Source organism: Paenibacillus sp. J22R56, assembly GCF_056269375.1.
This window is the reverse complement of sequence record NZ_JBWDNV010000006.1, coordinates 37,897-63,842: the sequence shown is the minus strand read 5'-3', so window position 1 is coordinate 63,842 and position 25,946 is coordinate 37,897. Positions and strand designations below refer to the sequence as shown.

Annotated in this window: 25 protein-coding genes; 21 read left to right on the top strand and 4 right to left on the bottom strand. The window is 48.3% G+C overall.

Annotated features, from left to right (window positions below; all coding sequences use genetic code 11):
- Window positions 1–78: 78 nt before the first annotated feature.
- From AC0YNT_RS15270 to AC0YNT_RS15240, 7 genes are all read left to right on the top strand, one after another.
- Window positions 79–918 carry a helix-turn-helix domain-containing protein gene (locus AC0YNT_RS15270; RefSeq protein ID WP_475805380.1) on the top strand — a complete coding sequence of 280 codons (840 nt, stop codon included), beginning with the start codon at window positions 79–81 and terminating at the stop codon, window positions 916–918.
- A 256-nt stretch (window positions 919–1,174) separates the two neighbouring features.
- Complete coding sequence (locus tag AC0YNT_RS15265) at window positions 1,175–3,148, top strand: ABC transporter substrate-binding protein (protein WP_475805379.1); 1,974 nt, start codon at window positions 1,175–1,177, stop codon at window positions 3,146–3,148.
- Between the two features lie 39 nt (window positions 3,149–3,187).
- A complete protein-coding gene (locus AC0YNT_RS15260) occupies window positions 3,188–4,189 on the top strand; it encodes an ABC transporter permease (RefSeq protein ID WP_475805378.1) in 1,002 nt (333 codons plus the stop codon).
- Between the two features lie 3 nt (window positions 4,190–4,192).
- Window positions 4,193–5,047 (top strand): ABC transporter permease, encoded by an 855-nt coding sequence (locus AC0YNT_RS15255; RefSeq protein WP_167275955.1) that lies wholly within the window; start codon window positions 4,193–4,195, stop codon window positions 5,045–5,047.
- A gap of 9 nt (window positions 5,048–5,056) precedes the next feature.
- Window positions 5,057–6,076, top strand: coding sequence for an ABC transporter ATP-binding protein (locus AC0YNT_RS15250; RefSeq protein ID WP_475805377.1), 1,020 nt, complete (start codon window positions 5,057–5,059; stop codon window positions 6,074–6,076).
- Window positions 6,073–7,185, top strand: coding sequence for an ABC transporter ATP-binding protein (locus tag AC0YNT_RS15245; RefSeq protein ID WP_475805376.1), 1,113 nt, complete (start codon window positions 6,073–6,075; stop codon window positions 7,183–7,185). The genes AC0YNT_RS15250 and AC0YNT_RS15245 overlap by 4 nt, the downstream gene beginning before the upstream one ends.
- 38 nt (window positions 7,186–7,223) lie before the next feature.
- Window positions 7,224–7,412 carry a hypothetical protein gene (locus AC0YNT_RS15240; RefSeq protein ID WP_475805375.1) on the top strand — a complete coding sequence of 63 codons (189 nt, stop codon included), beginning with the start codon at window positions 7,224–7,226 and terminating at the stop codon, window positions 7,410–7,412.
- Between the two features lie 57 nt (window positions 7,413–7,469).
- Here AC0YNT_RS15240 and AC0YNT_RS15235 read toward each other — a convergent pair whose 3' ends face one another.
- Complete coding sequence (locus AC0YNT_RS15235) at window positions 7,470–8,651, bottom strand: acyltransferase (protein ID WP_475805374.1); 1,182 nt, start codon at window positions 8,649–8,651, stop codon at window positions 7,470–7,472.
- A 229-nt stretch (window positions 8,652–8,880) separates the two neighbouring features.
- On the opposite strand from AC0YNT_RS15235, the gene AC0YNT_RS15230 reads away from it, so the two are divergent.
- From AC0YNT_RS15230 to AC0YNT_RS15165, 14 genes are all read left to right on the top strand, one after another.
- Window positions 8,881–9,843, top strand: a complete 963-nt coding sequence (locus tag AC0YNT_RS15230; RefSeq protein WP_475805713.1) for a phage baseplate protein — start codon at window positions 8,881–8,883, stop codon at window positions 9,841–9,843.
- A 231-nt stretch (window positions 9,844–10,074) separates the two neighbouring features.
- Window positions 10,075–13,545: a cadherin-like beta sandwich domain-containing protein gene (locus AC0YNT_RS15225; RefSeq protein WP_475805373.1), complete on the top strand. Its 3,471-nt coding sequence runs from the start codon at window positions 10,075–10,077 to the stop codon at window positions 13,543–13,545.
- A gap of 119 nt (window positions 13,546–13,664) precedes the next feature.
- Complete coding sequence (locus AC0YNT_RS15220; RefSeq protein WP_475805372.1) at window positions 13,665–14,105, top strand: cell wall hydrolase; 441 nt, start codon at window positions 13,665–13,667, stop codon at window positions 14,103–14,105.
- A gap of 196 nt (window positions 14,106–14,301) precedes the next feature.
- Entirely contained in the window at window positions 14,302–14,607 is a 306-nt protein-coding gene (locus AC0YNT_RS15215) for a PadR family transcriptional regulator (RefSeq protein ID WP_475805712.1), read from the top strand.
- Window positions 14,607–14,954 carry a DUF1048 domain-containing protein gene (locus tag AC0YNT_RS15210; protein WP_475805371.1) on the top strand — a complete coding sequence of 116 codons (348 nt, stop codon included), beginning with the start codon at window positions 14,607–14,609 and terminating at the stop codon, window positions 14,952–14,954. Before AC0YNT_RS15215 ends, AC0YNT_RS15210 begins: the two co-directional genes overlap by 1 nt.
- Before the next feature lie 163 nt (window positions 14,955–15,117).
- Entirely contained in the window at window positions 15,118–15,468 is a 351-nt protein-coding gene (locus AC0YNT_RS15205) for a DUF1048 domain-containing protein (protein WP_475805370.1), read from the top strand.
- Between the two features lie 16 nt (window positions 15,469–15,484).
- The gene (locus AC0YNT_RS15200) at window positions 15,485–16,243 is read left to right on the top strand and encodes an ABC transporter ATP-binding protein (protein ID WP_475805369.1); all 759 of its coding nucleotides are present in this window, start codon (window positions 15,485–15,487) and stop codon (window positions 16,241–16,243) included.
- The gene (locus tag AC0YNT_RS15195) at window positions 16,244–17,017 is read left to right on the top strand and encodes an ABC transporter permease (protein WP_475805368.1); all 774 of its coding nucleotides are present in this window, start codon (window positions 16,244–16,246) and stop codon (window positions 17,015–17,017) included. It abuts the gene before it with no gap.
- A 211-nt stretch (window positions 17,018–17,228) separates the two neighbouring features.
- Window positions 17,229–17,957: an amino acid ABC transporter ATP-binding protein gene (locus AC0YNT_RS15190; protein WP_475805367.1), complete on the top strand. Its 729-nt coding sequence runs from the start codon at window positions 17,229–17,231 to the stop codon at window positions 17,955–17,957.
- Window positions 17,958–18,025: 68 nt separating this feature from the next.
- Window positions 18,026–18,886: a transporter substrate-binding domain-containing protein gene (locus tag AC0YNT_RS15185; RefSeq protein ID WP_475805366.1), complete on the top strand. Its 861-nt coding sequence runs from the start codon at window positions 18,026–18,028 to the stop codon at window positions 18,884–18,886.
- Between the two features lie 75 nt (window positions 18,887–18,961).
- On the top strand, window positions 18,962–19,615 hold the full coding sequence (locus tag AC0YNT_RS15180; RefSeq protein ID WP_475805365.1) for an amino acid ABC transporter permease: 654 nt from the start codon (window positions 18,962–18,964) through the stop codon (window positions 19,613–19,615).
- 61 nt (window positions 19,616–19,676) lie between these two features.
- Window positions 19,677–20,327, top strand: a complete 651-nt coding sequence (locus AC0YNT_RS15175; RefSeq protein ID WP_475805364.1) for an amino acid ABC transporter permease — start codon at window positions 19,677–19,679, stop codon at window positions 20,325–20,327.
- Window positions 20,328–20,407: 80 nt separating this feature from the next.
- On the top strand, window positions 20,408–21,661 hold the full coding sequence (locus AC0YNT_RS15170; protein ID WP_475805363.1) for an ATP-binding protein: 1,254 nt from the start codon (window positions 20,408–20,410) through the stop codon (window positions 21,659–21,661).
- A 5-nt stretch (window positions 21,662–21,666) separates the two neighbouring features.
- The gene (locus tag AC0YNT_RS15165; protein WP_475805362.1) at window positions 21,667–22,566 is read left to right on the top strand and encodes a response regulator; all 900 of its coding nucleotides are present in this window, start codon (window positions 21,667–21,669) and stop codon (window positions 22,564–22,566) included.
- A 74-nt stretch (window positions 22,567–22,640) separates the two neighbouring features.
- Here the strand turns inward: AC0YNT_RS15165 and AC0YNT_RS15160 are convergent, their stop codons facing one another.
- The 3 genes from AC0YNT_RS15160 to AC0YNT_RS15150 are packed head-to-tail and all read right to left on the bottom strand — an operon-like array spanning window position 22,641 to window position 25,738.
- Window positions 22,641–23,465 (bottom strand): carbohydrate ABC transporter permease, encoded by an 825-nt coding sequence (locus AC0YNT_RS15160; protein ID WP_441888582.1) that lies wholly within the window; start codon window positions 23,463–23,465, stop codon window positions 22,641–22,643.
- A 14-nt stretch (window positions 23,466–23,479) separates the two neighbouring features.
- Entirely contained in the window at window positions 23,480–24,442 is a 963-nt protein-coding gene (locus AC0YNT_RS15155) for a carbohydrate ABC transporter permease (protein ID WP_415639917.1), read from the bottom strand.
- Between the two features lie 36 nt (window positions 24,443–24,478).
- Window positions 24,479–25,738: an ABC transporter substrate-binding protein gene (locus AC0YNT_RS15150; RefSeq protein ID WP_475805361.1), complete on the bottom strand. Its 1,260-nt coding sequence runs from the start codon at window positions 25,736–25,738 to the stop codon at window positions 24,479–24,481.
- Between the last annotated feature and the right edge of the window lie 208 nt (window positions 25,739–25,946).

Here is a 25,946-nt window from a genome sequence, read left to right as displayed (position 1 = left end):
CTTACAAACAGTAGTAGTTGTGATATCCTAATAATTACCAATAAAAACCAATCTTATTGAAAAGGAAAGGAAGCCCTGATGGATATCGGATTTATGGACTGCATCGCGAACTTTCATACAAATCCGAGAGACACGGAGAACAAGGAAGGACTATTTCAATGCCATTCCCATCAATCCGCAGAGCTCACCCTCCTAATTAAAGGAGAAGGCTATTATGCCGCTGGGGAACAGAACGTTGAAACGCTTCCCGGAGATCTTCTGTTAATTCCAGCGAATTTGAAGCACAGCTACGTTTGCATCAACGCGTGGGAAGGTTATTCACTGCACATCTACGATCAGAACATCCCCGCTTACTGCCAGTATTTGATGTCGCATGCTTTCACTCAGCGGCAAGGTCCGATCCTGAAAGCGTCTTTGACTCCTGGAGCAGTCGAGCGAGCCTTAGCCGCCATGCATCAGATTGAGGAAACGTGCAAGCGGAAAGAGCAGACTGAATATTCCTATGATTTGCTTCGCAATGCGCTGGAAACGCTTCTGCTGACTTACCATACTGGAGCCTGTGACAAGGCAGTAAAAGTCTCCTCGGAACATCCAGAGGAGCAATTGATTGAGGAAGCGCTGAAAGAAATCCACCAAAACTACCATATGTCTCTGAAAGTATCGGAATTAGCAGCGAGCCATTACTTGTCTGAAAGTATTTTCCGCAAAAAATTTATTAAACATGTCGGCGTGTTGCCTAAACAGTACATTATTACTTTGAGAATTGATGAGGCCAAGCGGCTGCTGCTCACCTCTCGTAAACCCGTTGAGTTTATTGCTTCCGAAGTCGGCTTCAGCTCTTCCAGCCGTTTTCACGACTTGTTCGTCAAACATGTCGGCATGACGCCGATGGAGTGGAGGCGAAGTGGAGAACGCTGATGCACACAAATAGGCATGAAAGGTCCTAGTTAATAGGGCCTTTTTTTTGTTTATTAAAGCTGCCCAAGGCCTCCTGACATTAGGTGGAAAATGAATATAACTGTTTTCAACCGTCGAATAGGAAACGATTCCATCCGCTTTCAGAAGTGTTTGAAAGCGTTTTTATGAACTTGGTTCTGGAATCGTTCGCTATAATAGGGAATACTCCGGAAGCGATTCATTGTCCGGAGAAGATACCCTAGACGGGAGGAACTGCATGAACCTCTTGAGTAGACGCAGAAGAATATCAGGTCTTTGTATAAGCACTGTGCTAGGAGCCGTTATGCTCGTCTCAGGCTGCGGCACCTCAACTCCCGGCCTGGTGGACCGGCTGAGCGCCGGAGATGTGCAGGATATGCAGCAACTGATACCAGATGCGCAGATCAAGTACAATAAGGACAAAATTTTCCACGTTTTAGGCGGATGGCCTAAACCCCCGCTGTATCAAGGTAATCCGTTTGGTTCCGGAGGAATCGGGGATACCAACAACCGCTACATGTATGAAGGACTATTCTACTTTATCCGGTCGATGAACAATGTGTACAACCGTCTAGCGGAATCCTCCGAGGATACTGATCTTACGACAACCGTACATCTGCAGCGAAACGTAAAATGGCATGACGGAGAACCTTTTACGAGCAAGGATGTGTGGGGGTATTACCGGCTAAACAACGGGGCTGAGGTGACGAAGTATTTGACCTCAATTGATACTCCGGACGATTATACCATCGTTTTTCACTGGATGAACCCTGCACCGTATCCAGAATTGAGAAAGCTGCTTCTCGCCCAAGACCTTCAAGGCCAAATTCCTTATCACATCTACAAGAAATACGTGGATAAGGCTGACGCTTTGCTGCAAGAAGCGAAACCGCTTACAGACAAATCCAAGGACGGACCCTTCAACCTTGATATTACAGAGGAGCTTAGTAAAAAAATTGCTCTGAACTGGAATGAGTTCACCCGTTCAGGCCCGGCGATACCAGTAGGCACCGGACCGTATAAGTTCGAAAAAGTGACTACCACCGATATGCTGATCGATAAATTCGAAGATTACTGGAGGCCGGATGCGGTTCATTTCGATAAGATCTGGATCAAAAACGTGCCGGAGCTGTCGGCCCAATACGCGCTCGTAAAAGCTGGAAAACTGGACTGGTATGACGGTACGCCACCTAAGGACATTTTGGAATCACTGCTGAAACAGAACAAGAATCTGCTGCACTACCGAATGTATGATCCGGCGAGTGTGGGACTAATGTACAACATCCGTAACAAACCGTTTGACAACGTGAAATTCCGGCAAGCGATGACCTATGTGATGGATAAGTCAAAGCTGCGGGAAATCGGCAACTATTACGGAAAGGAATATCCGAAAATTTCGATGACAGGCGTCATGCCTTCTTCACTCGACAAAGAAATCGACGCTTCCGTGCTTGATCAGATGACCGATTACACGACAAACCTGGAAAAGGCGGCCGAGTTGCTGAAGGAAATCGGATGGAAGAAAGGTTCCGATGGAGAGTGGCGTGATCCGGACGGCAAGGTGCCATCCTTCATCATTGGTGCGCCGAACAACTGGGCGCCTGGAGTGAACTCAGCGCAGATCGCCGCCGAGCAGTTCACCAAGTTCGGCATTCCGACCAAGCTGAAAGCAGTCGACAGTACCATCTATTTTGCGAACGCCGATAAAGGACAATACGACATGTCCATGGACTGGGTAGACATCTCATGGGGCTTCCAGAATCCGTGGAGCTCAATGCGAGTACTGTTCTGGCAAGGTACTAAAACAAAGGTCGGCTTCTCTAACATCAAGAAGAAGGACGAGAACGGGAACGAAATCGATACGGGCAAGCTTGATCTGAAGCTTCCGGGCGTCGACGGCAAGATATACGATATCGATAAGGAAATGAAACGGTTCCCTTATGTTCAGGATGAACAGGAACGTCGCCAAATTATTGATAACCTAGCCTGGATCGCCAACGAAAACTGCTGGGGTGTAAACTTCTTCCAAAATGCTACAGGCGCTTGGATAAACACCAAGATGATGTCAGGGGATTTCCCAATGATGGAACAGATCGTTCAATATAACCGGGATATGCCGCTTGCGACTGATCCGGTTGAACAGCTTGCCATTACACACTTGAACCACGGATTTAACTCGTCTTATATGCCGGAAGAATATTGGCCGCGATAACGGCTGTACGAGCTGGATAAACACTTGGAGGTGACCGGAATGAGCCTGAAAGGGGTTTTGAAAAGAATTGCCGTATCCCTAATTACGGTCTTCCTCGCGATGCTGCTTACGTTTTTCCTGCTGAGGATGACGCCAGGCAGCGCGATTGATACGTGGGCAAGGGATTATGCCACTCAGCGAGGGATGAGCCTCGACGAAGCTTACCGACAGATCACAGCTATGATCAACTATAATCCGAAAGAGCCGATCTTAGCTCAGCTGGGAAGGTACTTGGGAGGACTGATGCATGGCAATCTGGGCATGTCCATGATTTATCAGAACGTCTCGGTGAACGAAATTATCGCTAATGCACTGCCATGGACGCTGTTCGTGCTCAGCGTGTCACTCATCATCAGCTTCCTGATCGGTATTAATCTAGGTGCCATGATGGCGTTCAAGCGTAAGACCATTCTAGATCCGATCATTTCGATCTATGCGATTCTGACGTCTTCCGTACCCAACTTCATCGTTGGCATCCTGTTGCTTGTCATCTTTTCTTTCCAGTTCGGCTGGTTTCCGGTTAACGGGGCGTATGACCCGATCGTGGACCCAGGCTTCAACTTTCCATTCATTCTTAACGTGCTCTATCACGGCGCGCTGCCGATACTAACCTATGTCATTACGACGATCGGCACATGGGCGCTGACGATGAAGGGAAGTGCGGTCAACGTGCTGGGTGAGGATTATATCATCGCAGCCAGTATCCGCGGGGTGTCCGAACGGACGCTTATGAACCGTTATGTAAAGCGCAACGCCATGCTGCCGCTTATTACGACACTGGCTGTCAGCTTCGGGTTTATGCTTGGCGGATCCCCGCTGATCGAAAATGTGTTCAGTTATCCCGGTATGGGATATTACATCGGGCAGGCAACACAGCAGCGAGATTATACTTTGATGCAAGGCTTGCTGCTCGTGACCAGTTTAGCGGTCATTCTGGCCAATCTGGCCTCGGACCTTATCTACGCCAAGCTGGATCCGCGCGTTAAGCTGGAGGAGGGGTGACGGATGAGTCAAGGCTTTATCGAATTCTGGCAGACGATGTATCGCAATAAGAAAGCGTTCTCAGGTTTGATCATATTGGCATTATTTATCTTTATGGCCATCTTCGGACCGATGATGAAGGCGCTGGACATGACGGTCAACTTCGAAGGCCGATACATGAGTCCGTCCTTTGCCCACTGGCTGGGTACTGACTACGGCGGCAGGGATACGTTCCTGCAGCTGGTATACGGTTCGCGGGACGTGCTGTCGATTGGATTAATCGCCGCTTTGTTTACACTAGTACTTGGTTTCGTAATCGGAGCGCTGTCGGGCTTTGCCGGAGGGAAGACCGACACGGTGCTGATGTTTATCACCAATCTGTTCCTGACGGTCCCAAGCTTTCCTGTGCTGATGATCGTGGCCGCGCTCGTGCAGATCAAAAATCCGGTTATGTTCTCCTTTATACTGGCGGCTTGGTCCTGGGCGCCGCTCGCCAGAGCAATCCGTTCGCAGCTGCTGTCTCTGAAAAATCGCGAGTTTATTATAGCCTGCAGAATCATGGGTCTCAAAACGCCTTATATTCTGTTTCGGGAAATTCTTCCGAACCTGACGCCATACCTGGCGATTAATTTTATAATGGCGGCCCAAGGAGCTATCGTTGCCAGCGTTGGTTTAATGATGCTTGGTCTCGCCCCATATTCCCCAACAAACTGGGGGATGATGATCCAGCTTGCTGTTCAGAACACAGGCGGCATCTTTAACCCAAAAGGCTATATTTATCTGATCTCTCCGATTATGTGCCTGGGTCTGTTCCAAATGGCATGCATCTTTTTCAGCAACGGGCTGGAAGAGGCGCTTAATCCGAGACTGAGATCGTAAAGGCTGACGATGAAGGAGGGGAACATTATTGAACCATTGGTAGAGGTGAAAGGGCTTACGATCGAATTCCCTGTCCGCTCAGGACTGCTGCGGGCCGTCAATGAAGCAGATTTTGTCATCCCCAAGGGGAAGATTACCGCGCTGGTCGGGGAAAGCGGCAGCGGAAAATCTACGATGGCATCCGCCATAATGCGCGCGATTACGGTTCCCGGACGTGTGTCGGGAGGATCGATAACGTTTGATGGCCGTGATGTGATGAACCTCGGAAAAAAAGAGCTGCAGACGTATAAATGGGAGCAGGTATCGATGGTGTTTCAGGCAGCGCAAAATGCGCTTAATCCCGTCGTGCGCATCAAGGAACAGATCATGGAGACGTTCCATGCCCATGCCCGATCCAAACCGTATACAGAGAAACAAATGACAGAAAGAGCGAGGAATCTGCTCGATTATGTCCGGCTTGATCCAGACAGAGTGCTGAATTCGTTCCCTCATGAGCTATCGGGCGGTATGAAACAGCGGGTCATGATTGCCTTCAGCCTGCTGCTTGATCCCAAGCTCGTTATTCTTGATGAGCCAACGACTGCGCTGGATGTCATTACACAGGCTTATATTTTCGATATTTTGAAAAAAATCCACAAAGAAATGAATATCACTATGCTGCTCTTGACCCACGATATCGGCGTCGTAGCCAAAACGGCCGACCGGGTTGGAGTCATGTATGCCGGCAACGTCGTTGAAGCCGGCGATGTCTTCGATATGTTCAAGCGGCCGAAGCATCCCTATACCGCGAAGCTCATGAAAGCCGTTCCCAGCCTGTATGAAGATGTTTCGGAACGAAAGGGAATACCCGGATCCCCTCCGGATCTGCTCGACATGCCGCCGGGATGTCCTTTTCACCCGCGATGTGATTATGCGCATGATAAGTGCAGGAAGCATAATCCAATTAAAGTGTATACGCCTGCTGGGCATGAAGTCGCTTGCCATTTATACCCGAATCCCGAGTCTGTAGCGGAGGTGCGTACCTCATGAATGCTAGAAATTTAGATTATGAAGCAGAGCTCAGACAACGGACGCAAGGAGCCGCCAGAACGACGAGTTCCGAGGTGCTCATGCGGCTTGATCACGTAAGCATGTATTTCGAACGGGGCCAGAGCATGTTTGGTTCCGGCCAGAAAGTTGGCGCAGTGGTCGATGTCAACCTGGATATCCACCCCGGCGAGATTATTGCTTTGGTTGGCGAGAGCGGATGCGGCAAAACGACGCTCGGCAACATCATCACGGGTCTGCAAAAGCCATCATCAGGAAAGTTGCTGTACAAAGGGGAAGAGGTGCCGAAACTTAGCCGTGACAAAGCAAACCAGTTCCGCGGCGAGGTTCAGATGGTACAGCAGGATTCCTACGCCGCGCTTAACCCGATGCGGACCATTTACCAGTCGCTGTCCGCTCCCATTCTGCAGCGCAAAATCGTCCGTGGCCGCAAAGCAGCCAAGGCGCGGGTTATCGAGTTGCTGCAGACTGTTGGCCTGACACCACCGGAACGGTTCCTTGATAAATATCCGCATCAGCTGTCAGGCGGACAACGTCAGCGAATTCTTATGGCACGTGCCATCTCGTTAAATCCGAAGATCATTGTGGCTGACGAGCCAGTCTCCATGATCGACGTGTCGCTGCGCATCTCGATCCTTAACTTGATGGCGGAATTGAATCGCAAGCTAGACATCGCCATCATTTATATTACGCATGATCTGGCTACAGCCCGCTATATCGCTGGCAGAGGACGAATGGCCGTCATGTACCTTGGACGCGTGATGGAGCTAGGCGGAGTCAATGATGTCCTCAGTCAGCCGAAGCATCCTTACCTGCAGGCACTGCTGTCAGCTGTTCCGACACCAGATCCCGAAATCGCCAGGGCGATGACGGAGCTGCCGCTGCGCAGCCTGGAGATGCCGAACGTGGCTAAACCGCCGTCCGGCTGCCGTTTTCACCCGCGCTGCCCAATGGCCTCAGCCCGGTGTACCTCGGAAGAACCCCAGCTCCGTTTAGTAGGCTCAGAGCTAACCGCTTGTCATTATGCGGAGGAGGCGCATGAGCTCTGGCAGCGTAAGATGGCTGACATTAGCGCCATCAAACACGTTTGATGGGTGATTTCAGAGCACTTTCTAAGATCGTTCTCTCGATGTCGATAGTCCTGCTGCTGCTTTCTTTCTTATCCCTTACTGCTGTCCAGCCAGGCAGTGGTCAATATGTGGTGACTATTTTATCGATCTGGATGAACAGTATACTCTCAGGATGTATTATTCTTGTAACCGTATGGCGCAAAATGCGGGAATCCAAGCGTAGCAGAAAAAGTGATGATGTGCTGTAACCGACAAAAAGTGCCGTTTGACAACTTGTCAAAACGGCACTTTTCGATTTATTTAGGCTATATAGATTCTTGCCTGATGAAAGCTGTATGAGAAGCTTTCCTAATATGGTTTGGCTTTTGACCAAAGATCATCCAAGCAAAAGGCAGATACCGAAGTACGAACTTCACAACAATCCATGAGCACACAAGAGCCGTCACAAGCCCACCGGCGTACCAGAAATGAAGCAGAAGGGAGTTGCCTGAATGCAGTGGGTAACGGCGGTACACAAACAGGAAGAACGGATGGATCAAGTAGATGCCAAACGACACATTACCAATGCTGGCAAGCGGCTTGACTAGCAAACGGGGAGCGGCTCGATAAAGCAATCCCGAAAGCTGAAGGAGCGCTAACGCACAAGCATAAGTGTGTACATTCCATAGCAATTCATAAAGCAAGGAGTTGTACGAAACGCCGTTTGCTCTTGTTTGATACCAGATATACACATGTGAAATACCAGCGGTGAGCCATATGAGCCAGAGCAGCGACCATCCTGTAAGACGGCCCGCACTCATGGTAGCCCGGTTGATTGTAAGCCAGTTTTTCAGCTTTGGATAATAGACGCCAAGGAATACCCCTAGCATAAAATAGGAAAAATACGAGAAGCACCAGCTTCCTTTATTCGGCACCTGGAATTGGTATTTATTCAGTAATACAAACCCCCATTGAACGGCGAGTCCAACTGGAACAACCCATTTGACAAGGATCGGCCATTTTTTAATGGACCACAAGACAATAGGAAACAAAATGTAAAATTGCATATTAATAAAGACAAAATACAAATGGGTGTACGCTTTTCCAGTCAAGAGCTGTTCCGTAAATGTATAGATCGTTTCCCCCAGCGTGCGATCCGGATAATAGGCAACTTGCTGCAGCGTGAAATAAAAAATCGAAAACAGCAAATACGGAAGTAGAATATACAGCAGTCTTTTACGGTAAAAGGAGACCACTAAAGACCGGTCAATCGGCCGCTCACTGTAATTGTAAAATAATACAAAGCTGCTTAGAAAAATAAAAGTTGGTGTCCCGTATTTCATAAAAATATTGAAAAAATTGTAGATGAAATAATAGTGGGATTGGACCATGTCCACTGTAGCAAACGATGTCGAGTGTACAGATAAAACACCTAATATCGCCAAACCTCGCAGAAGACCAAGCTCTGGAAGCAGCGGACGTTTTCCAACAGAACCGCCATTATTCAATTGGAGTACCCCCTCAGCTGTTAAAAGATTTCTTAATTAAACAACCCACACCTTAAATGAAACTTAAACACAAGTTTAATCGTGAGCGCAAACGTTTAAATAACATTAACATTTTATGATTCTTGCAGACTATTCAAATCGATAACCGATTATTTGATAATCAGGTAGTGCTCAAATACTTGTAAAATATAGTAATGGAGGTATTCGAATGCTTAGTGTTAAGATACTTATGAAAAAGAAATTGAAACTATTTACTTCAGTCAGTCTTGCAGTTCTTATCTTCGGCATGAACGTCTTGCCCGCTTTCGCGGCAACTCCCGGTAAAACAGTAAACGCATCGGCAACGCTCGCCTACAATCTCAAGGGACTCAATCACAATCTGGCCGTCCAGAAAGCCTATATCGCATCCACGTATCTTTATGTCACTCAGCGGTCAGGAGGAACGGTCTATCTGTCCAGATTGCTCATGAACGGAACAAACGCTACTTACGTTGACGAAATGACCATTACCAATGCAGGCCATGGACAAACGCTCGATATGTACACTTATAATGGAATTAATTACTTTTATTTCAGTTCGAAAGCAGATCCTTCTACAACAAATAACTGGTCGTTACAGGTAGCGAGACTTCAATACTCGGCTGGCGCGACTTACGATTATACGGATCTTCATCGGTTCACCTATATGAATTACGCGGATGAGACCGGTACGAGTCTTGGCGAAACTTACCGTGTCGATGGCGGGGGCAACAGCGATTACACGATTTTTCGGGTACAAACCGTTGAAGGAAGCGTGACCTGGTCCATCTATGACACGGTTGCCTTAAACAAGCTTCTCGACGCCAACGAACAGGTGAGAATGGACAGCTCGGCAGCGGTAAACGCAAATGTTGCGAGTATTACCCAGTCGGGCAGCGCTATCGTCAGACCAAACAATTCTTTCCAGGGCTTTGATATGCTGGGCAGTACGGAAATCTACACCTCGGGTGGCGCGGAAGGCGAAACACCGCAGATTGCATTGCTGTCGAACACAGGCGCATACAAAACCCTCGTGAAAATAACGAATGTAGGCACCCATGAAATTGAAGGAGTCCAAACGAAGGACGGTAACGTGTATTTTAATATCGTTACAGATACAGTAAATAAGAAAGACTCGCAGAAAATTTATTATGTTGCGGACAGCGTATTTTAAATAAACGTCGAATCAGTTGAGCAAAGAATATAAGCCATCTCCCCATCATCTTTAATGGGGGGATGGCTGTTTGCATTTTGTCGAAAAGGCGCTAACAATATTTTCTATATATTCAAGAAGGAGGTGCAACTTGTGAGGATGCTGATTCGTCTAGAGTGAACACTTCAAGTGTTTAGTTAGCACCTGACCTTTCGATGATTTGTTTTCACAAATTTCAGGAGGTGGTAATGTTTGGCGACGAGTACCAAACGATGGATGGCTACATTTTTGGCTGTTTTACTGGCAATCGGTTTGATTCCACTGTATAGATCGGATGCTGCTTATGCGGCTGCGCATCCAAGGGAAATCTCAACGATTGCCGGCACTGGGAAATCCGGTTTCTCTGGTGATGGAGGAGCTGCAACGGCGGCAAGTTTTTACAATCCTAATGGAATAGCAGCAGATGATCATGGCAATGTATACATCGCAGATACTTATAATTATAGGGTACGCAAGATTGATTCCAGTGGAAAAATCACGACTTACGCAGGCAGTGGAGAGAGAGGAAGAGTAAATACGACTTATACGGGGCCTGCGACATCAGCGGCATTAGCACGCCCAAGCGGGCTGGCGGTTGACAAGAGCGGGAATCTGTATATCGCAGATGCGTATACGTCAACCATACGCAAGGTAAATACGGACGGCCAGATCAGTACAGTAGTAAAAGACTTGAATCGTCCGGTCGATGTTGCGGTGGATGATGCGGGCAATTTATTCATTGCCGATTCCGCAGCTAACAAGGTGTATAAGGTTGATAAGTCAGAAACGAAGACGATCATAGCAGGGAAAGGGAACAGGGGATATTCTGGTGATGGCGGTCCGGCCACAGCGGCACAATTAAGAGGTCCAACCGGAGTCGCCGTAGATAGCAACGGTAACGTATTTATCGCAGATACAGGAAATTCTAGAATCCGTAAAGTTGACAGCTCTGGAACGATTAATACAGTGGTTGGCACCGGAAAGTCGGGCTATTCCGGTGATGGAGGATCAGCGACATCAGCAAATGTATCACATCCTAAGAACATCTCGGTAGGAAGTGACGGCAATCTGTATATCGCCGATACAGAAAGCAATGCCATACGCAAAGTAGATGCTTCCGGAACAATCAGTACAGTGGCCGGCATTGGAACGCCTGGTTTCTCAGGTGATGGAGGACCTGCTGGTTCTGCCCGATTAAGTAATCCGCTTGATGTCATTAGGGATCATTCAGGAAATCTCTATATCCTTGACGGAAGTTTGAGAGTCAGACGGGTACAGGGTGTTCAAGCGGAGTTGAATGGATTAAGTCTGTCAGCGGGTACGCTAAGTCCAGTCTTTACTGCTGGAACTACAACCTATACGGCTCATGTCGCTTATAGTGTGAACAGCATAACCATAAAACCAACACTGGCAGACAGCACATCTGTCGTGAAAGTAAATGATACAGCGGTTGCGAATGGAACGGATTCAGCGCCAATAAATTTGAAGCCGGGCAGCAATCCGATCACCATTGTTGTCACTGCCAAAGACAGCTCTACCCAAACGTATACGGTAACGGTGACTCGTGATGATGGTTTTAATACCGATCTGAGTCACCTTAGCCTGTCGAGCGGTACGCTTAGTCCGGTTTTTGCAGGGGGAACGACGCGCTATACGGCAATTGTGGGCAATAGTGTCAACAGTATAACGGTTACGCCTACTGTTGTGGATGCAGCTGCAAAGGTAACGGTGGATGGAAAATCCGTAACAAGTGGTTCTGCATCCGGCGCTATCAATCTGGAGATAGGAAATAACACTATTCCTGTTGTTGTGATCGCGGAGAGCGGCAGCACCAAATCGTACACGATCATCGTTACACGAGCGGCACCACTATCCAGTAATGCTAATTTGAGCGCTCTTCGTCTATCGAACGGCTCGCTTAGTCCAGCATTTGCAGCTGGGACAACAAGCTACACAGCGAGTGTAGATAAATACGTCGACAGGATAACGGTTACTCCTACAGTTGCAGATGGAGCGGCAAAGGTGACGGTGAATGGAAAATCAGCAGTAAGCGGAACGGCATCCGGCGCTATCAATCTGAAAGTTGGAAGCAACGAGATTCCGATCGTTGTTATTGCGGAGAACGGCAGCACCAAGTCCTATACGATTACAGTTACCCGGTCAACTCAGTCGAGCAACGCCGACCTTAGCGGCCTACGCTTATCAATAGGGAGTCTAAGTCCGGCCTTTGCATCCGGCACCGTAAAATACAGCTCTAGTGTTTCTTACAGCTACAGCAATATAAAAGTAACACCAGTCGTTGCAGATTCCAAAGCAACCGTGAAGGTGAACGGCACTGAGGTGACAAGCGGTAAAGAATCAGGCAGCCTGCAACTAAATGTAGGCAGCAATACAATATCTATCGTTGTAACTGCCGAGAATGGAACTGCAAAAACGTATACCATTACGGTAAGTAGAACATCAGCTCCAAATCCACCTGTTGTTAAGCCTGTCATTAACAACAATGGTACGACACTTGATCCATCCATTATTAATACCGGCAAAAAGTTTTATACCATTGAGACCAATTCAAGGGACGGCAAAGCTTACGTCAGTATCCCGGCAAGTATCCTGTCCGAGATCACCAGCAGGAATAGCGCCTTTTATTTCGAGATTAAGGCACCTTATGGCACCTATAATATTCCTGTAAAGCTGGCCTCGCTTGTTCCGGATCTGAACAGTATGCTTAACCGTAATAATGTTAATAGCAGTGAAATCAGCTTTAGGATTATGCTGTCTGACAAGTCGGCAGACCGAAGCATTAAACAGGCTTTTGCCAGCAACTTGCCGGAAGGCTGGGTATTAGGTTCAATTGTTGACTTCAACGTTGAGGTTGTGGAGACGAAGACAGGGAAAACGATTGGAACAGCTGATGAATTCAGTCAAGCGATGACACGAATTATTCCAATGCCAGCAAGCATGAAGAGTATGCCGGAGTATTGGGGGGCATTCCGTTATAACGAATCCGAGAACAATTTCGAGTTCGTCGCTGCGACCAAGACGCAGATTAACGGCATTTGGTATGTGACGATCCGCTCCAATACGAACAGTGTCTATGTCGTGGCACAGAATGATGTCGTATTCTCCGATGTCTACCGGCATTGGGGGCGGCCGTATATCGAGCTTGCAGCTGCGAAGGGACTTGTCGAAGGGGTTGGCGGATACAGGTACGCTCCTGAACAATCTGTCACAAGAGCGGAATTTACCGCCATGCTCGTTCGGGCACTTGGAAGAGGAACGGCAACAAGCGGCATGAAGCCATACAATGATGTGAATACCAGCTATTGGTATTTCGATGTTATTGCAGAAGCTAAAGTGCTTGGATTGCTTGATTTTGTGAGCAGCAGCAGCTTCAGGCCGAATCAACCGATTACCCGTGAGGAAATGGCAAGCATGCTAGCTGCTGTTATTGCCCTGGAAAAACCGGAGTGGATAGTACAGAGAGCCATAAGTTTGGATAACTTCAAGGATATTGACAGAATAAATATTAAATATCTATCGGACATCAATCTCGTCGTCAGATTGGGGCTGATGAATGGCACAAGTAACACCGTCTTTAGCCCTCAAGGAATTACGACACGTGCGCAAGCGGCAACCGTACTCGTTAGAACGCTGCAGGTGCTTGACATGATTGATTCGTACTAGGGCGAAGCCGAGTCTTTCCAATAGACTCGGCTTCCTCTTTTGGAGATGTACACACCGTTAAGTAACACATCCGCCTCACCTACAATATGATGAGTCTAGAAATCTAAAGAGGTGAGCCAATGGCAGTCGTTAAATCCAGGAGTCAGGATATTGATATGTTGGCAAGGTTGCTCCGTGCTGAAGCTGAGACTGAAGGCGAAATGGGCATGCTCCTTGTTGGCAATGTTGGCATTAATCGTATAAGAGGGAATTGCTCCGATTTTAAAAATATCCGGACCATTCCGCAAATGATCGAACAGCCGCATGCGTTCGAAGCACTGCAACATGGTATGTACTATCAAAGCTCAAGAGAGAGGGAACGCCGTCTAGCGCAACGGGCTGTGAATGGCGAGCGGAATTGGCCAGGCGAGTACTCGCTATGGTATTTCCGTCCAGGTTCGTTTGATAATCCCGGACCATGTCCGCCAACTTGGTATAATCAACCGTTCGTTGGACGCTGGAAGAAGCACTGTTTTTATCAACCAACCGTAAAAGAATGTGAAAATATATATAATACGTAAACGAACATTAGGATCTCTAAACTAGACAAGAATTTAGTAAATGCCGCGATTTTTGCGGCATTTTTTATTTATGATGCAAGAGCAATCACCATTGACAACGCCTCTACTACGTGTTACTTTATAGCTGTAGTAAGTAATACTGCATACCAGTCGTACAGAATAGCAAGGAGTGATTGCTCTGGAAAACCTAACAGAAATGCTCAAAGGCGTGCTTGAGGGCTGTGTCCTTGAAATTATAAGCCGCAAAGAAACCTACGGCTATGAAATCACGCGGCAACTGAACGCACTTGGTTTCACAGATGTTGTGGAGGGGACGGTGTACACTATTCTGATCCGGCTTGAAAAAAACAAGTTGGTGGAGATCACCAAGAAGCCCTCCGATATTGGACCGCCACGAAAGTTTTTCGCGATCAACGATGCTGGGCGCGAGGAGCTGCAACGGTTCTGGGAAAAATTTGAGTTTGTATCATCAAAAATTAACGAGTTAAAGGAGAGAAAATAATGAATTTTTGGGAGAAAATCACCGGCAGCGACATGACTAAAGAATTTAAAAGCTTTGAATCGCGAGTCAAAAAGCTGCCTGCTGATTATCAGGCGGCATGGGGGAAAATTAATGCTAATCTTTGGCATCACTCGGATTTCACCGGTCGTAACCTCATGCCAATTCTTGACGGTGTGCTTGGCCTGCTCGAAGAAACGGCAGCAGACGGTCAGAGTGTCCAGGAGGTTTTGGGTGATGATATCAAAGGCTTCTGTTCAGCGCTGGCCGGCGAAGAAGGGGTAAAGTCTTATCGCGACAAGTGGCGTGAGCAACTAAACAATAATATCGCTAAAAAATTAGGCAAATAAATTCTTTATAGCTAATGCTTACGATGCAAGAATCATCACGTTAAGCCGATGTCAGGCTTATTAGGTAATAATTCTTTTTAGTTAATGCTTACGATGCAAGAATCATCACGATTAGCCGATGTCCGGCTTATTAGGTAATAATTCTTTTTAGGAGGATGAAACGATGAGTATACAAGACATGATCAAAGGCAAAAAAGAGTGGCGAGCACATGTGGCGCGTGTCAAAGCGCTGCCGCAAGATTATCAGTTTGTTTATAAAGAGATTCAAAAATATTTCTTTAAGGTTGGCCCTGTAGAGCTAACCGAAGGGATGGGCTTACTCTCGGGGATTGTCGATCTTTTCGAAGAAGGTGCGGCCTTGGGGAAAGGCGTGCTCGAAGTGACGGGCCATGACGTAGCTGTTTTCTGCGATGATCTCATTAAAGATTCAAAAACTTATGCCGACATGTATCAGGAATCTATTGACGATGCAGTTAACAAGTCCATTAAAAAGGTTACGGATAAAAAAAAGTAAAAGGGGGGAGATCGGGTTGAAAAATACGATTGAAGTAAGAGGTCTGCGAAAGTCTTTCAAGGACACAGAAGTCCTAAAAGGTGTCGATTTTGAAGTGAAGCGAAGTGAGATCTTCGCCCTGCTTGGCTCCAATGGCGCAGGCAAGACAACGGTTGTCAGAATCCTCACGACGCTGCTCCAGTCGGATGGTGGAACCGCCGCCGTCAACGGATTCGATGTCGCATCCAAACCTGATCAAGTGCGGCAGACGATTAGTCTGACTGGGCAATTTGCCGCCGTGGATGAAATTTTGACTGGACGCGAAAATCTGATCATGATCGCCAAGCTGAGATACCTCAAAAACCCACGTCAGGTTGCAGACGATATGTTACAACGCTTCGGCCTGACTGAGGCAGCAGACCGCAGAGTGTCTACTTACTCCGGTGGGATGCGCCGCAGACTCGACATTGCTTTAAGCATTGTTGGAAAACCACAGATTATTTTTCTAGATGAGCCAACCACCGGGCTTGATCCCGAGGCTCGGATCGAGGTATGGAAGATCGTCAAGGAACTTGCCGATGGCGGAACGACAGTACTTCTTACTACACAATATTTGGAGGAAGCTGAGCAGCTTGCTGACCGGATTGCCATTTTGCACGAAGGCAGAATTATCGCAAGCGGAACACTCCAGGAGCTTAAGAAGATGTTTCCGACGACTAAAGTAGAGTATGTGGAGAAGCAGCTTTCATTAGAGGAGATCTTCCTTGCAATCGTCGGCAAAAAGGAGGCCATATAAATGGAAACAGAAATAGTAAAGAAGCATTTCTTTATCGATATTAGCGTCATGCTAGGACGTTCCATGCGTCACATTATGAGAAGTATGGATACGATCATCACGGTAACCATCACGCCAATCGCAATGATGCTGCTGTTTGTTTATGTGTTAGGTGGTGCGATTGAAACCGGTACGGATAGTTATGTGAATTACCTATTGCCCGGCATACTCCTTATGGCTATCGCCAGCGGAATATCCTACACGGCTTTCCGTTTGTTTATGGATGTGCAAAAGGGCATCTTCGAACGTTTTCAAACGATGCCGATTTCACGTTCCGCTTTGCTTTGGGGGCATGTATTGACTTCGCTAGTCTCTAACGCCATATCGGTTCTCGTCATCATCCTCGTAGCGCTCCTCATGGGTTTTCGTTCGACTGCTGGAGTCCTTCCATGGCTTGCTGTAGCTGGAATACTTGCTCTATTTACACTTTCCTTAACATGGGTCGCAGCAATAGCTGGACTTACCGCAAAAACGGTCGATGGCGCGAGCGCCTTTTCCTACCCTCTAATCTTCCTGCCATTTATCAGTTCCGCATTTGTGCCAACCGATTCGATGCCTACCGCCGTTCGCGTCTTTGCTGAAAACCAGCCAGTAACCTCTATTGTAGAAACCATCCGCGCATTGCTGTCGGGTCAACCGGTGGGTAATGACATCTGGATCGCGCTTGCATGGTGCGTCGGCATTATGCTTGTGGCTTATCTGTTTGCAATGAGAGCCTATAAAAAGAGAGTATAGTATCAGTTCGTATAAGAAGCCCTCAGCAATGGGGGCTTTTTGACGTTTTTATTAAGAAAAAATCGCACTCGTTGATAAAAAAATCCTATGTTTGATGTCGGATTCGTTAGGATTGCGTAGGTTTCCGTTATAGTTGTCTACACAGTATGTGATCTAACATAACATAATCTGTCCAATAAACAGGAGTAAGAAAAGGGAAAGGGGGATTGCGATGATTGAATTTCAGCAAGTGGAGAAGCATTATGGCGATTTTCATGTACTTAAAGGCATCGATCTTCAAATCGCGCAAGGTGAAGTCGTCGTTGTGGTCGGGCCTTCCGGCTCGGGGAAGAGCACTCTCCTCCGCTGCATCAACCGGCTGGAGGCGATTACGAGCGGCAGTCTGATTGTTAATGAAGTCGATGTCACCGATAAGAAAGCCGATATCAATAAGCTGCGGCGAGAAATCGGCATGGTGTTTCAGCACTTTAATCTCTATCCCCATATGAAAGTGATCGACAATATTACGCTCGCTCCAATGAAGGCGCTTGGCGTCCCGAAGCCGCAAGCGGCGGATACAGCCAGGATGTATTTGGACAAAGTTGGCATCGTTGATAAGGCTGGTGCATTTCCTTCGCAGCTGTCCGGCGGACAACAACAGCGCGTGGCAATCGCCAGGGCGCTGGCCATGAAGCCGAAGATCATGCTCTTTGACGAGCCAACCTCAGCGCTCGATCCGGAAATGGTTGGCGAAGTGCTGGACGTCATGAAGGCCTTGGTGCACGAAGGGATGACGATGGTCGTCGTTACGCACGAGATGGGTTTCGCGCGGGAAGTGGCGGACCGCGTCGTCTTTATGGACAAAGGGCAAATCGTCGAAATCTCTCCACCGGAGGAATTCTTCGAGCAGCCTCGAGAAGATAGGGCGCGTCTGTTTCTTAATCGCGTACTGCGCCATTAGAGGCATGCATGCGATCGAACCATCTTACCAAAACCATGCAATTCCATAATGGAGAGGGGTTTTAAGCGATGAAAAAAAGAAGTTGGATGACGCTTGGTATAATACTTACATTTCTTGCAACGGTCTTATTAACCGGATGCGGCAACAAAGAAGAAGGTTCGAACAACGGAGCAAACGGCAGTGCAAACGGGGATACGCCGTCTGAAGCGGCGTCGGCGCTTGGCGACATTAAGAGTCGAGGAAAGCTTGTTGTCGGCGTCAAATACGACACAAAGCTGTTCGGCTTGAAGGATCCGGCGAGTGGCAACGTTGAAGGCTTCGACGTCGACATTGCCAAGGCGCTCGCCAAGGAAATTCTCGGCGACGAGACCAAGGTCGAGCTTAAGGAAGTGACTTCCAAAACGCGCATTCCAATGTTGAATAACAACGATATCGATATGATCGTCGCCACGATGACGATTACGGAAGAGCGCAAGAAAGAAGTCGATTTCTCCGATGTGTACTTCAAGGCAGGCCAGTCTCTTCTGGTGAAGAAGGGAAGTCCGATTAAGAGCATCGACGACATCAAGAAAGGTACGAAGGTATTGGCCGTGAAAGGCTCAACCTCGGTCGACAACATTAAAGCGAAGGTGCCAGACGTAAACGTCCTGGAATTCGACAACTACCAGGACGCGTTTAGCGCACTCAAAGCTGGTCAGGGAGATACGTTGACAACTGACAACGCGATTTTGTACGGTATGGCCGTTCAGGACCCGAACTACGAGGTTGTCGGGGAGCCATTCACCGACGAGCCGTACGGAATCGCGATTAAGAAGGGTGCTACCGATCTTCTGAACAGTGTCAACGAAGCATTGAAGAAGCTGCATGACAATGGCGAATACGACAAGATTTACGAGAAATGGATTGGCAAAGCCCCGTCCGGGGAATAGAGGTCTGCAAGTAACAGGATGGGTGGCCAATCGCCACCCATCTTCTGCATATCGGGAATAACAGGAGGGGATAGCATGCTGGACATATCGATTTTTACGGATCATTTCGGAATCTATATGAAAGGGTTTGGCAACACGATCTGGGCGAGCGTTATTGCTTTACTCGGCAGCTTCGCTCTTGGGACGATTATCGCCGTATTCCGTATTTCGTCCGTCAAGCCGCTCCGATGGGTCGGAACGGCTTACGTCGAGTTCGTTCGGAATATACCGCTGCTGCTGGTCGTTTTTGTGTTTTATTACGGCTTGCCTTCGCTTGGCGTGACGTTAAGCGGATTCATCTGCGGCACTGTTGGGCTGATGGTATATACCGCTTCCTTCGTTGCAGAAGCAATCCGGGCGGGCATCATGAGCGTTCCGTCCGGACAGACGGAAGCAGCCAGAGCGTCTGGATTAACGTACATGCAGACGATGCGCCATGTCGTACTTCCGCAGGCGATTAAAATCGTCATTCCGCCGCTCAGCAACCAATTCATCAACCTCGTGAAAAATTCGTCGATTCTCGGCGTCTTCGCCGGATTCGACCTGATGTATTATGGCGATCAGGTGGCCAGCAAGACGTACGCAACCTTCGACACGTATATCTTCGTCGCTGCGTTGTATCTCGTTCTAACCCTTCCTTTAAGCTTCGCGGCGCTGCAGCTCGAACGAAAGTTGGCCAAGAACGGATAGTTAATCAATAGAAATGCCGCGAAGCGCAAAATTCGCAAATAACTTTTAGGAGGATCGGCGGATGGACATTGCTGGCGCTTTCTCTTACCATAATCTCATCTTCATCATGAAAGGCTTTGGCATTACGCTCTGGATTGCTTTTGTCGCGATCGTGTTAAGCTTCGTGCTGGGCAGCGTCACCGGAACACTGCGTTATATGAGAATTCCTGTCGTATCCCAGATTCTCGGCGTGCTCGTCGAGTTTATCCGTAATTTGCCGCTGCTGCTGATCTTGTTTTTCACCTACTTCGCGATGCCGGACGTCGGACTCAAGCTAGGGGTTATGAGCTCTGCCATCGTTGGTCTGGCGGTATTCGAAGCCGCTATGATCTCGGAAATCGTACGCAGCGGACTAAGCTCCATCCCAAAAGGTCAGGTCGAAGCAGCCCGTTCGTCGGGCCTCACTTATATGCAGACGGTGTGGCATATCGTGCTCCCGCAGGGACTAAGGCGCATGGTGCCGCCGATTGTAAGCCAGTTCATTTCCCTGCTCAAGGACACGTCACTCGCCATAGTCATCTCGCTCCCTGAGCTGATGCACAATTCAAAGATCGTCATCGCGCAAGATTTCAAGTATACTCTTCCAATTCTTGCACTAGTTGCCGTCTTGTATTTCGTGGTCAATTACGCGCTGTCGCTTGCGGCAAGGCGCCTGGAAAATAAATGGGGCTAAGTATCTTCTAATGACTTAGAATCCCGATAGGAGTCATTCCTATAGCCATACAAAATTGGTCCAAATCCGAAAGCATGCAAATGACCATCGTCGCAATTGTCGTAGCCGTTGCTGGGGAATTCAAGATCAACCCGTTTATCGGTGAGGTTTTTCGTATAGGTCTTGGCAGCAGCGCTTTTCTGTTCCTGCTTCTGTTGATGAGCCATCTGCCTTATTGGCGGACGGGGATCGCCGTAGGCGTAACGGTGCTGCTGTTTCGGGTATCGCTCGACGGAGCCGCCGAGGCAGGCACGTTCTATCTTATTGACAGTGTGAAGACACACTTCTCCGCCATGCTTTATTACCTCATCTTTGGGGCTGGAATGGCCCTTATTCAACGCAGATTACATCAATTAAATCCACTTATTCTTGGCGCATGTGTGTCGCTAATCGACGTTGTCTCCAATGAAGCGGAGCTGCTGATGCGCAGCGCCACTTTCGGACTTCCGTATTTTCAACCCAATCAATGGTTTCTGATTTCGGTTATCGCCGTGGTGCGCAGTTATTTTACGACGGGAATCTACAGCAGCATCGCCGTGAACCAAATGCGTAGCGTTCATGCCGAACAGCAGAAACGGATCGAACAAATGATCAACGTAGGCAGTGGGCTCTATGGCGAGGTCTTCTATTTGCGCAAATCGATGGATGTAATCGAACAGATTACCGCCAAGAGCCACGATCTTTACGGTCAATTGAACAAGGACGGGCTTCATGACTATGGCAGGTCCGTTCTCGGGATTACTCAGCAGATACACGAGGTGAAGAAGGATTCGCAGCGCATCCTGGCGGGACTGATGAAGCTTGTCGACCTGGAGAGCGCCCCGGAAATGACCTTGTCGGAGATCGTCGAGCTTGTGGAGAAATCGAATGGCGAATACAGTCAAATGCTCAAAAAAGAGGTGCGAATCGTGAAAGACGTCGATATCGATTACTCGACCGCACACTACATCCCGCTTATCACCGTGCTTAATAACCTGGCAGCCAACTCAGTTGAAGCGATCGAGCGTCACGGAGTGATACACATCAATGTACGAGAACGCGAAGGTGAAACCTTTTTTATTGTCAGTGATACGGGGACGGGGATCGCCGAACAGGATATAGATATGGTGTTCGAGCCCGGGTTTACAACCAAATTCAATCAGGAAGGCGTCGCAGCAACCGGCATTGGCCTTTCGCATGTTCGCGATATCGTCGGCTCATTCACGGGCAGACTCCTCCTGACTGAACCGGGGCGGGACGCTGAAACCACGTTCGCCGCGGCTTTTCCGACTGTTAAGTTGAAGAAGGGAGTGTAGGCATAATGCTATCGTTCTGTATTGTGGATGACGATGTGGTAAGCAGGCGGATGCTGCAGACGATTATCGAGAAAGGCGGCGTAGGCGAGGTTATCGGAATGGCGGCGGGCGGCATTGAAGGGAAGCGGCTTGTACTGGACGAGAATCCCGATGTCGTGCTCATCGATCTATTGATGCCGGATCAGGACGGAATCGAAACGATCACGCGGCTGAAACAGGAAGGGTACGAGGGCAAGTATGTAATGATTTCCCAGATCGAGAACAAAACAATGATCAGTAAAGCATATCAAGCAGGCATTGAATTTTATATTCAGAAGCCGATTAACCGGGTGGAGGTCAAAGCCGTGCTTGGCAAAGTAAGCGAGCAATGGCGAATGGCCCGTTATCTGAAGGAAATCAAACAATCGATCGCGAAGCTGGATGACCTGAGTTCGGAGCCCGCAGGCGTACGGAAGAAACACGATGCCAAGGAAATCATTCGGATGATCTTAATGGACATGGGCATTATCGGGGAGAGTGGAAGCCATGACATCATCGAGATGATCGATCAGCTGATTGGGCGGCATCAAGGCGGAGGCTTCCCACCACTGAAAGTACTGTATGATATCGGAGCACGGGCAAGCAAGCCGGAAAGCGGCGATATGGAGAAGGAGGGTAAGGCGGTTGAGCAGCGTGTTCGACGGACCGTCATCACGGCTTTATCCAACTTGGCGAGCATTGGGCTTACGGACTACAGCCACCCGAAGTTCGAGCATTACGCGCCGCTTTATTTCGACTTCGAGGACGTGCGACTCAAAATGCGAGAAATCGACGAGAAATGCCCGCAGGAGAAGCGCAAAGTCAATATTAAGAAGTTTCTTCAAGTGCTTTACCTGGAGACACTTGATAAAATGAAAAATAAATAAACAAAAAAGAAATCCAGGCGTCTTGATAGGAGACCTGGATTTCTTAAGCATTAGAATTGGTTTTACAGCCATGTTCAGCTTTTTATTGCGCCGGCAGCAATATCAGAAATAAACTGCTTGCTGACGAACAAGAACAGTATGATGAGCGGAATAACCGCAAGCATTGTGCCCGCAACAACCATTGCATAATCGGTCACATAAATACCGTTCAGGGACGAGAGCGCCACCTGCAGCGTAAATTTGCTTTCATCGTTCAGGATAATCAATGGCCAGAGATAATCGTTCCAAGAACCGATGAAAGTAAATGCTCCTAGGAAAGACAACGCTGGACGAAGGATAGGGATGGCGACATTCCAGTAGAGCCGGAAGAAGCTGCAGCCATCGATACGTCCGGCATCCAGCAGCTCGGATGGAACGGATTCCTGCGCGTATTGGCGAATCCAGAAAATGCCGAATGCATTGGCCATGCCAGGAATGATCAGCGCCTTGAAGGAGCCTACCCATCCGAACTTCGCCATGATGACGAAGGAAGGAACGAGCGAAAGCTGAGACGGCGCCATCATTGTGGCGAGCAGCAGGACAAACAACCACTTTTTGCCCGGAAACTTGAATTTTGCGAACGTAAAGCCAGCCAGGGAATCGAAGAACAAGACCAGCAAGGTGCTGCAGGATGCCACAAACAACGAGTTGAGAAACGCGCCGAAGAAATCGACGTTATCGAACACCCGCGTCACATTGCTAATAAGATGCGTCCCGAACCAAAACTTTGGCGGGAAGCTGTAAATTTCCGCCGTCGTACGCGTGGCCATGACGGCAAGCCAGTAAAAAGGAAAGATGGAAATAACAAGTCCGATAATCAGTCCGATATAGAGCAGGATGGCAGACTTCCTCTTAACCATGCGTATCACCCCGTTTATTCATCTTTGGCACCGCCGCCCTGAACCACCAGCCAGTTAAAGAGCGAGAAAAGAGCAATCAATATGAACATGCCCCAGCCGACAGCGGAACCGTAGCCGAAGTAATTGTTCACGAATGCCTCTCGGTACAGGTAGAGAACGATGGTCAGACCACCGCCGCTGACGCCGCCGTCGTTGCCGACGAGCACCTGCGATTCGGTGAAGATCTGCATGCCTCCGATGGTAGAAGTAATGACGGTAAAAAGAATGATCGGCCTTAAATTCGGGATCGTAATGCGGAAGAAGGACTGAATGCCGGTGGCTCCGTCAATTTTGGCTGCCTCATACAGGACGGTAGGAATACTCTGGAGTCCCGCCAAATAGATGATGGCATTGTATCCGACCCAGCGCCAGATGACCATAATGGACACCGCCAGCTGGATTCCCCAGGTCTTGTTCAACCATTCCACGGGGGAAACTCCGAAGACGGACAAGAAATAGTTCAGCAGGCCATAATTGTTGGAGAATACAGTGCTGAACACAATAGCAACCGCAACGAGTGAAGTGACGTTCGGTACGAAGAAACCGATTCGGAAGAAAGTGCGGAACTTAATAAACGATGCATTCAGCAAAAACGCGATGATGAGCGCGAAGAACAGCATCGGTATGGTTGAATAAATCCAAATCAAGAGCGTATTTCTTACCGCTTTCCAAAATTCGGGATCGGTGACCATGAATTGATAATTGTTAATGCCGTTAAAGGTCATCACGCCAATGCCGTCCCATCTCTGGAAAGAAAGATACATAGAGAACAAAATAGGGAATAAGCCGAAGACGGCAAACAAGATATAAAAGGGAGAAATGGCCAGGTATTCTCTTCGGTGCTTCCATATTTCAGATGCTAATCCTCGCTTCCGCTCCGAGACTTGCATGGAGCTTCCGGGATCGAATTGCGTTCGGTTCTGTAATGGTTGTCCCATAAGTCTCTACCTCCATTGCCGGAATAGTGTGACTATTTAACGCAGCAGCTCCTTTTTCACTCTGGATAACGCATCCTTCCAAGCTTTATCCGAGTTTTTCCCTTCAAGAGCAACCGATGACAGCTCACGGTTCACGATTCCGTTTAGGTTGGAGTATTTCGTCCCGAAATAGGAAGGCTTCACGTTGCGCGCTGACTCCGTAAAAATCTCACCAGTAGCTTGGCCGCCGAAAAACTCCTCTTTCATCTTCATAAGATCCGAATCGAGCGCCTTGGAGGCGGAAGGGAACAGATTGAGATCCTTAAAGCTGGTCACCTGGTTCTCGGAATTCAGGAGCCATTTCATCACCTCGAAGGATTCCTTCGGGTATTTACTTGTTTTCATAATGGCTAGGAAAGAGCCGCCGTTATTGCCGTCTCCGCCTGGAGCTCTTGCGACGCGCCACTTGCCTGCCGTATCTGGAGCCGCATCCATAAGGATTTGTTTACTCCACACGGCACCAACGAAGGATGCGATCTTACCGTTGTTCATGGCCGCGTTCCACTCGGTGGAGAACGTACCTGCATTAGCGAGAAGGTCCATTTCCGAAGCTTTTACTGCCAAGTCCCACGCCTTCTTCATGGAAGAGGAGGGATCATCACCAATGAAATTTTCGTTTTTATCAAAATAAACTTTATCCGACTGCGAATTGACCTGGTTATATACTTGTCCAATATTATCAAGCAGCTTCACCTTGCCGCCTAACGCCTTCTGAAGCTTCTCGCCTGCGGCGAAGTAATCTTCCCATGTGCCCATCATAAGGTGAACCTCTTCGGGGTCGGTCGGAAGTCCTGCTTGTTTGAACAAGTCCTCGCGGTAAAATAAGGCGGTCGGGCCAGTATCGATCGGCATGGCGATCATTTCATCCTTCGGCGTCACCCCAAGCTGCCATTTCCAATCGAGGTAGTCTTTCTCGATGTCCTTTGCGCCTAAGTCGTATAAATTGTAGAAGCGGTCGGCGCTTGGGAACAGTTCAGTGACCCAGTCGTTAAAGGCCACGATATCCGGTCCGCCGCTGCCGGCTGCGAGAGTCGTTTTCAGCTTAGATTTGAAGTCGCCCCCGATTTTTTGGGCGTTGATGCGAATGCCCGGAAACTGCTTCTGGACCTCGTTAATTAAGTTATCGTCCAGACTCCGGTTCCAATACCAAAGGGTAAGCGTTTTCACCTCACTCTTAGATGAAGAACCGCTTGAACATCCGCTAACCATGAAAGCTAGAAGCAATAGACACATTAATAACGCTCGGTATTTTGCCATCGTTATCGGCCTCCCATCGCGGCATTTTGGCACTGCAGCAGCATCACCACCTCCTAATTTCTTGAAGTTGTGTTCGACCTTGAACAACATTATAGACGCAACCCGTTCATATTGAAACTCGCTTTCGTGAAATGAGGCAATGGTAGGACATGGACCAGGAGCCATTTTATTAAGTATGGGTTTATGGTCTTAAGGGGAGATGGCGGGT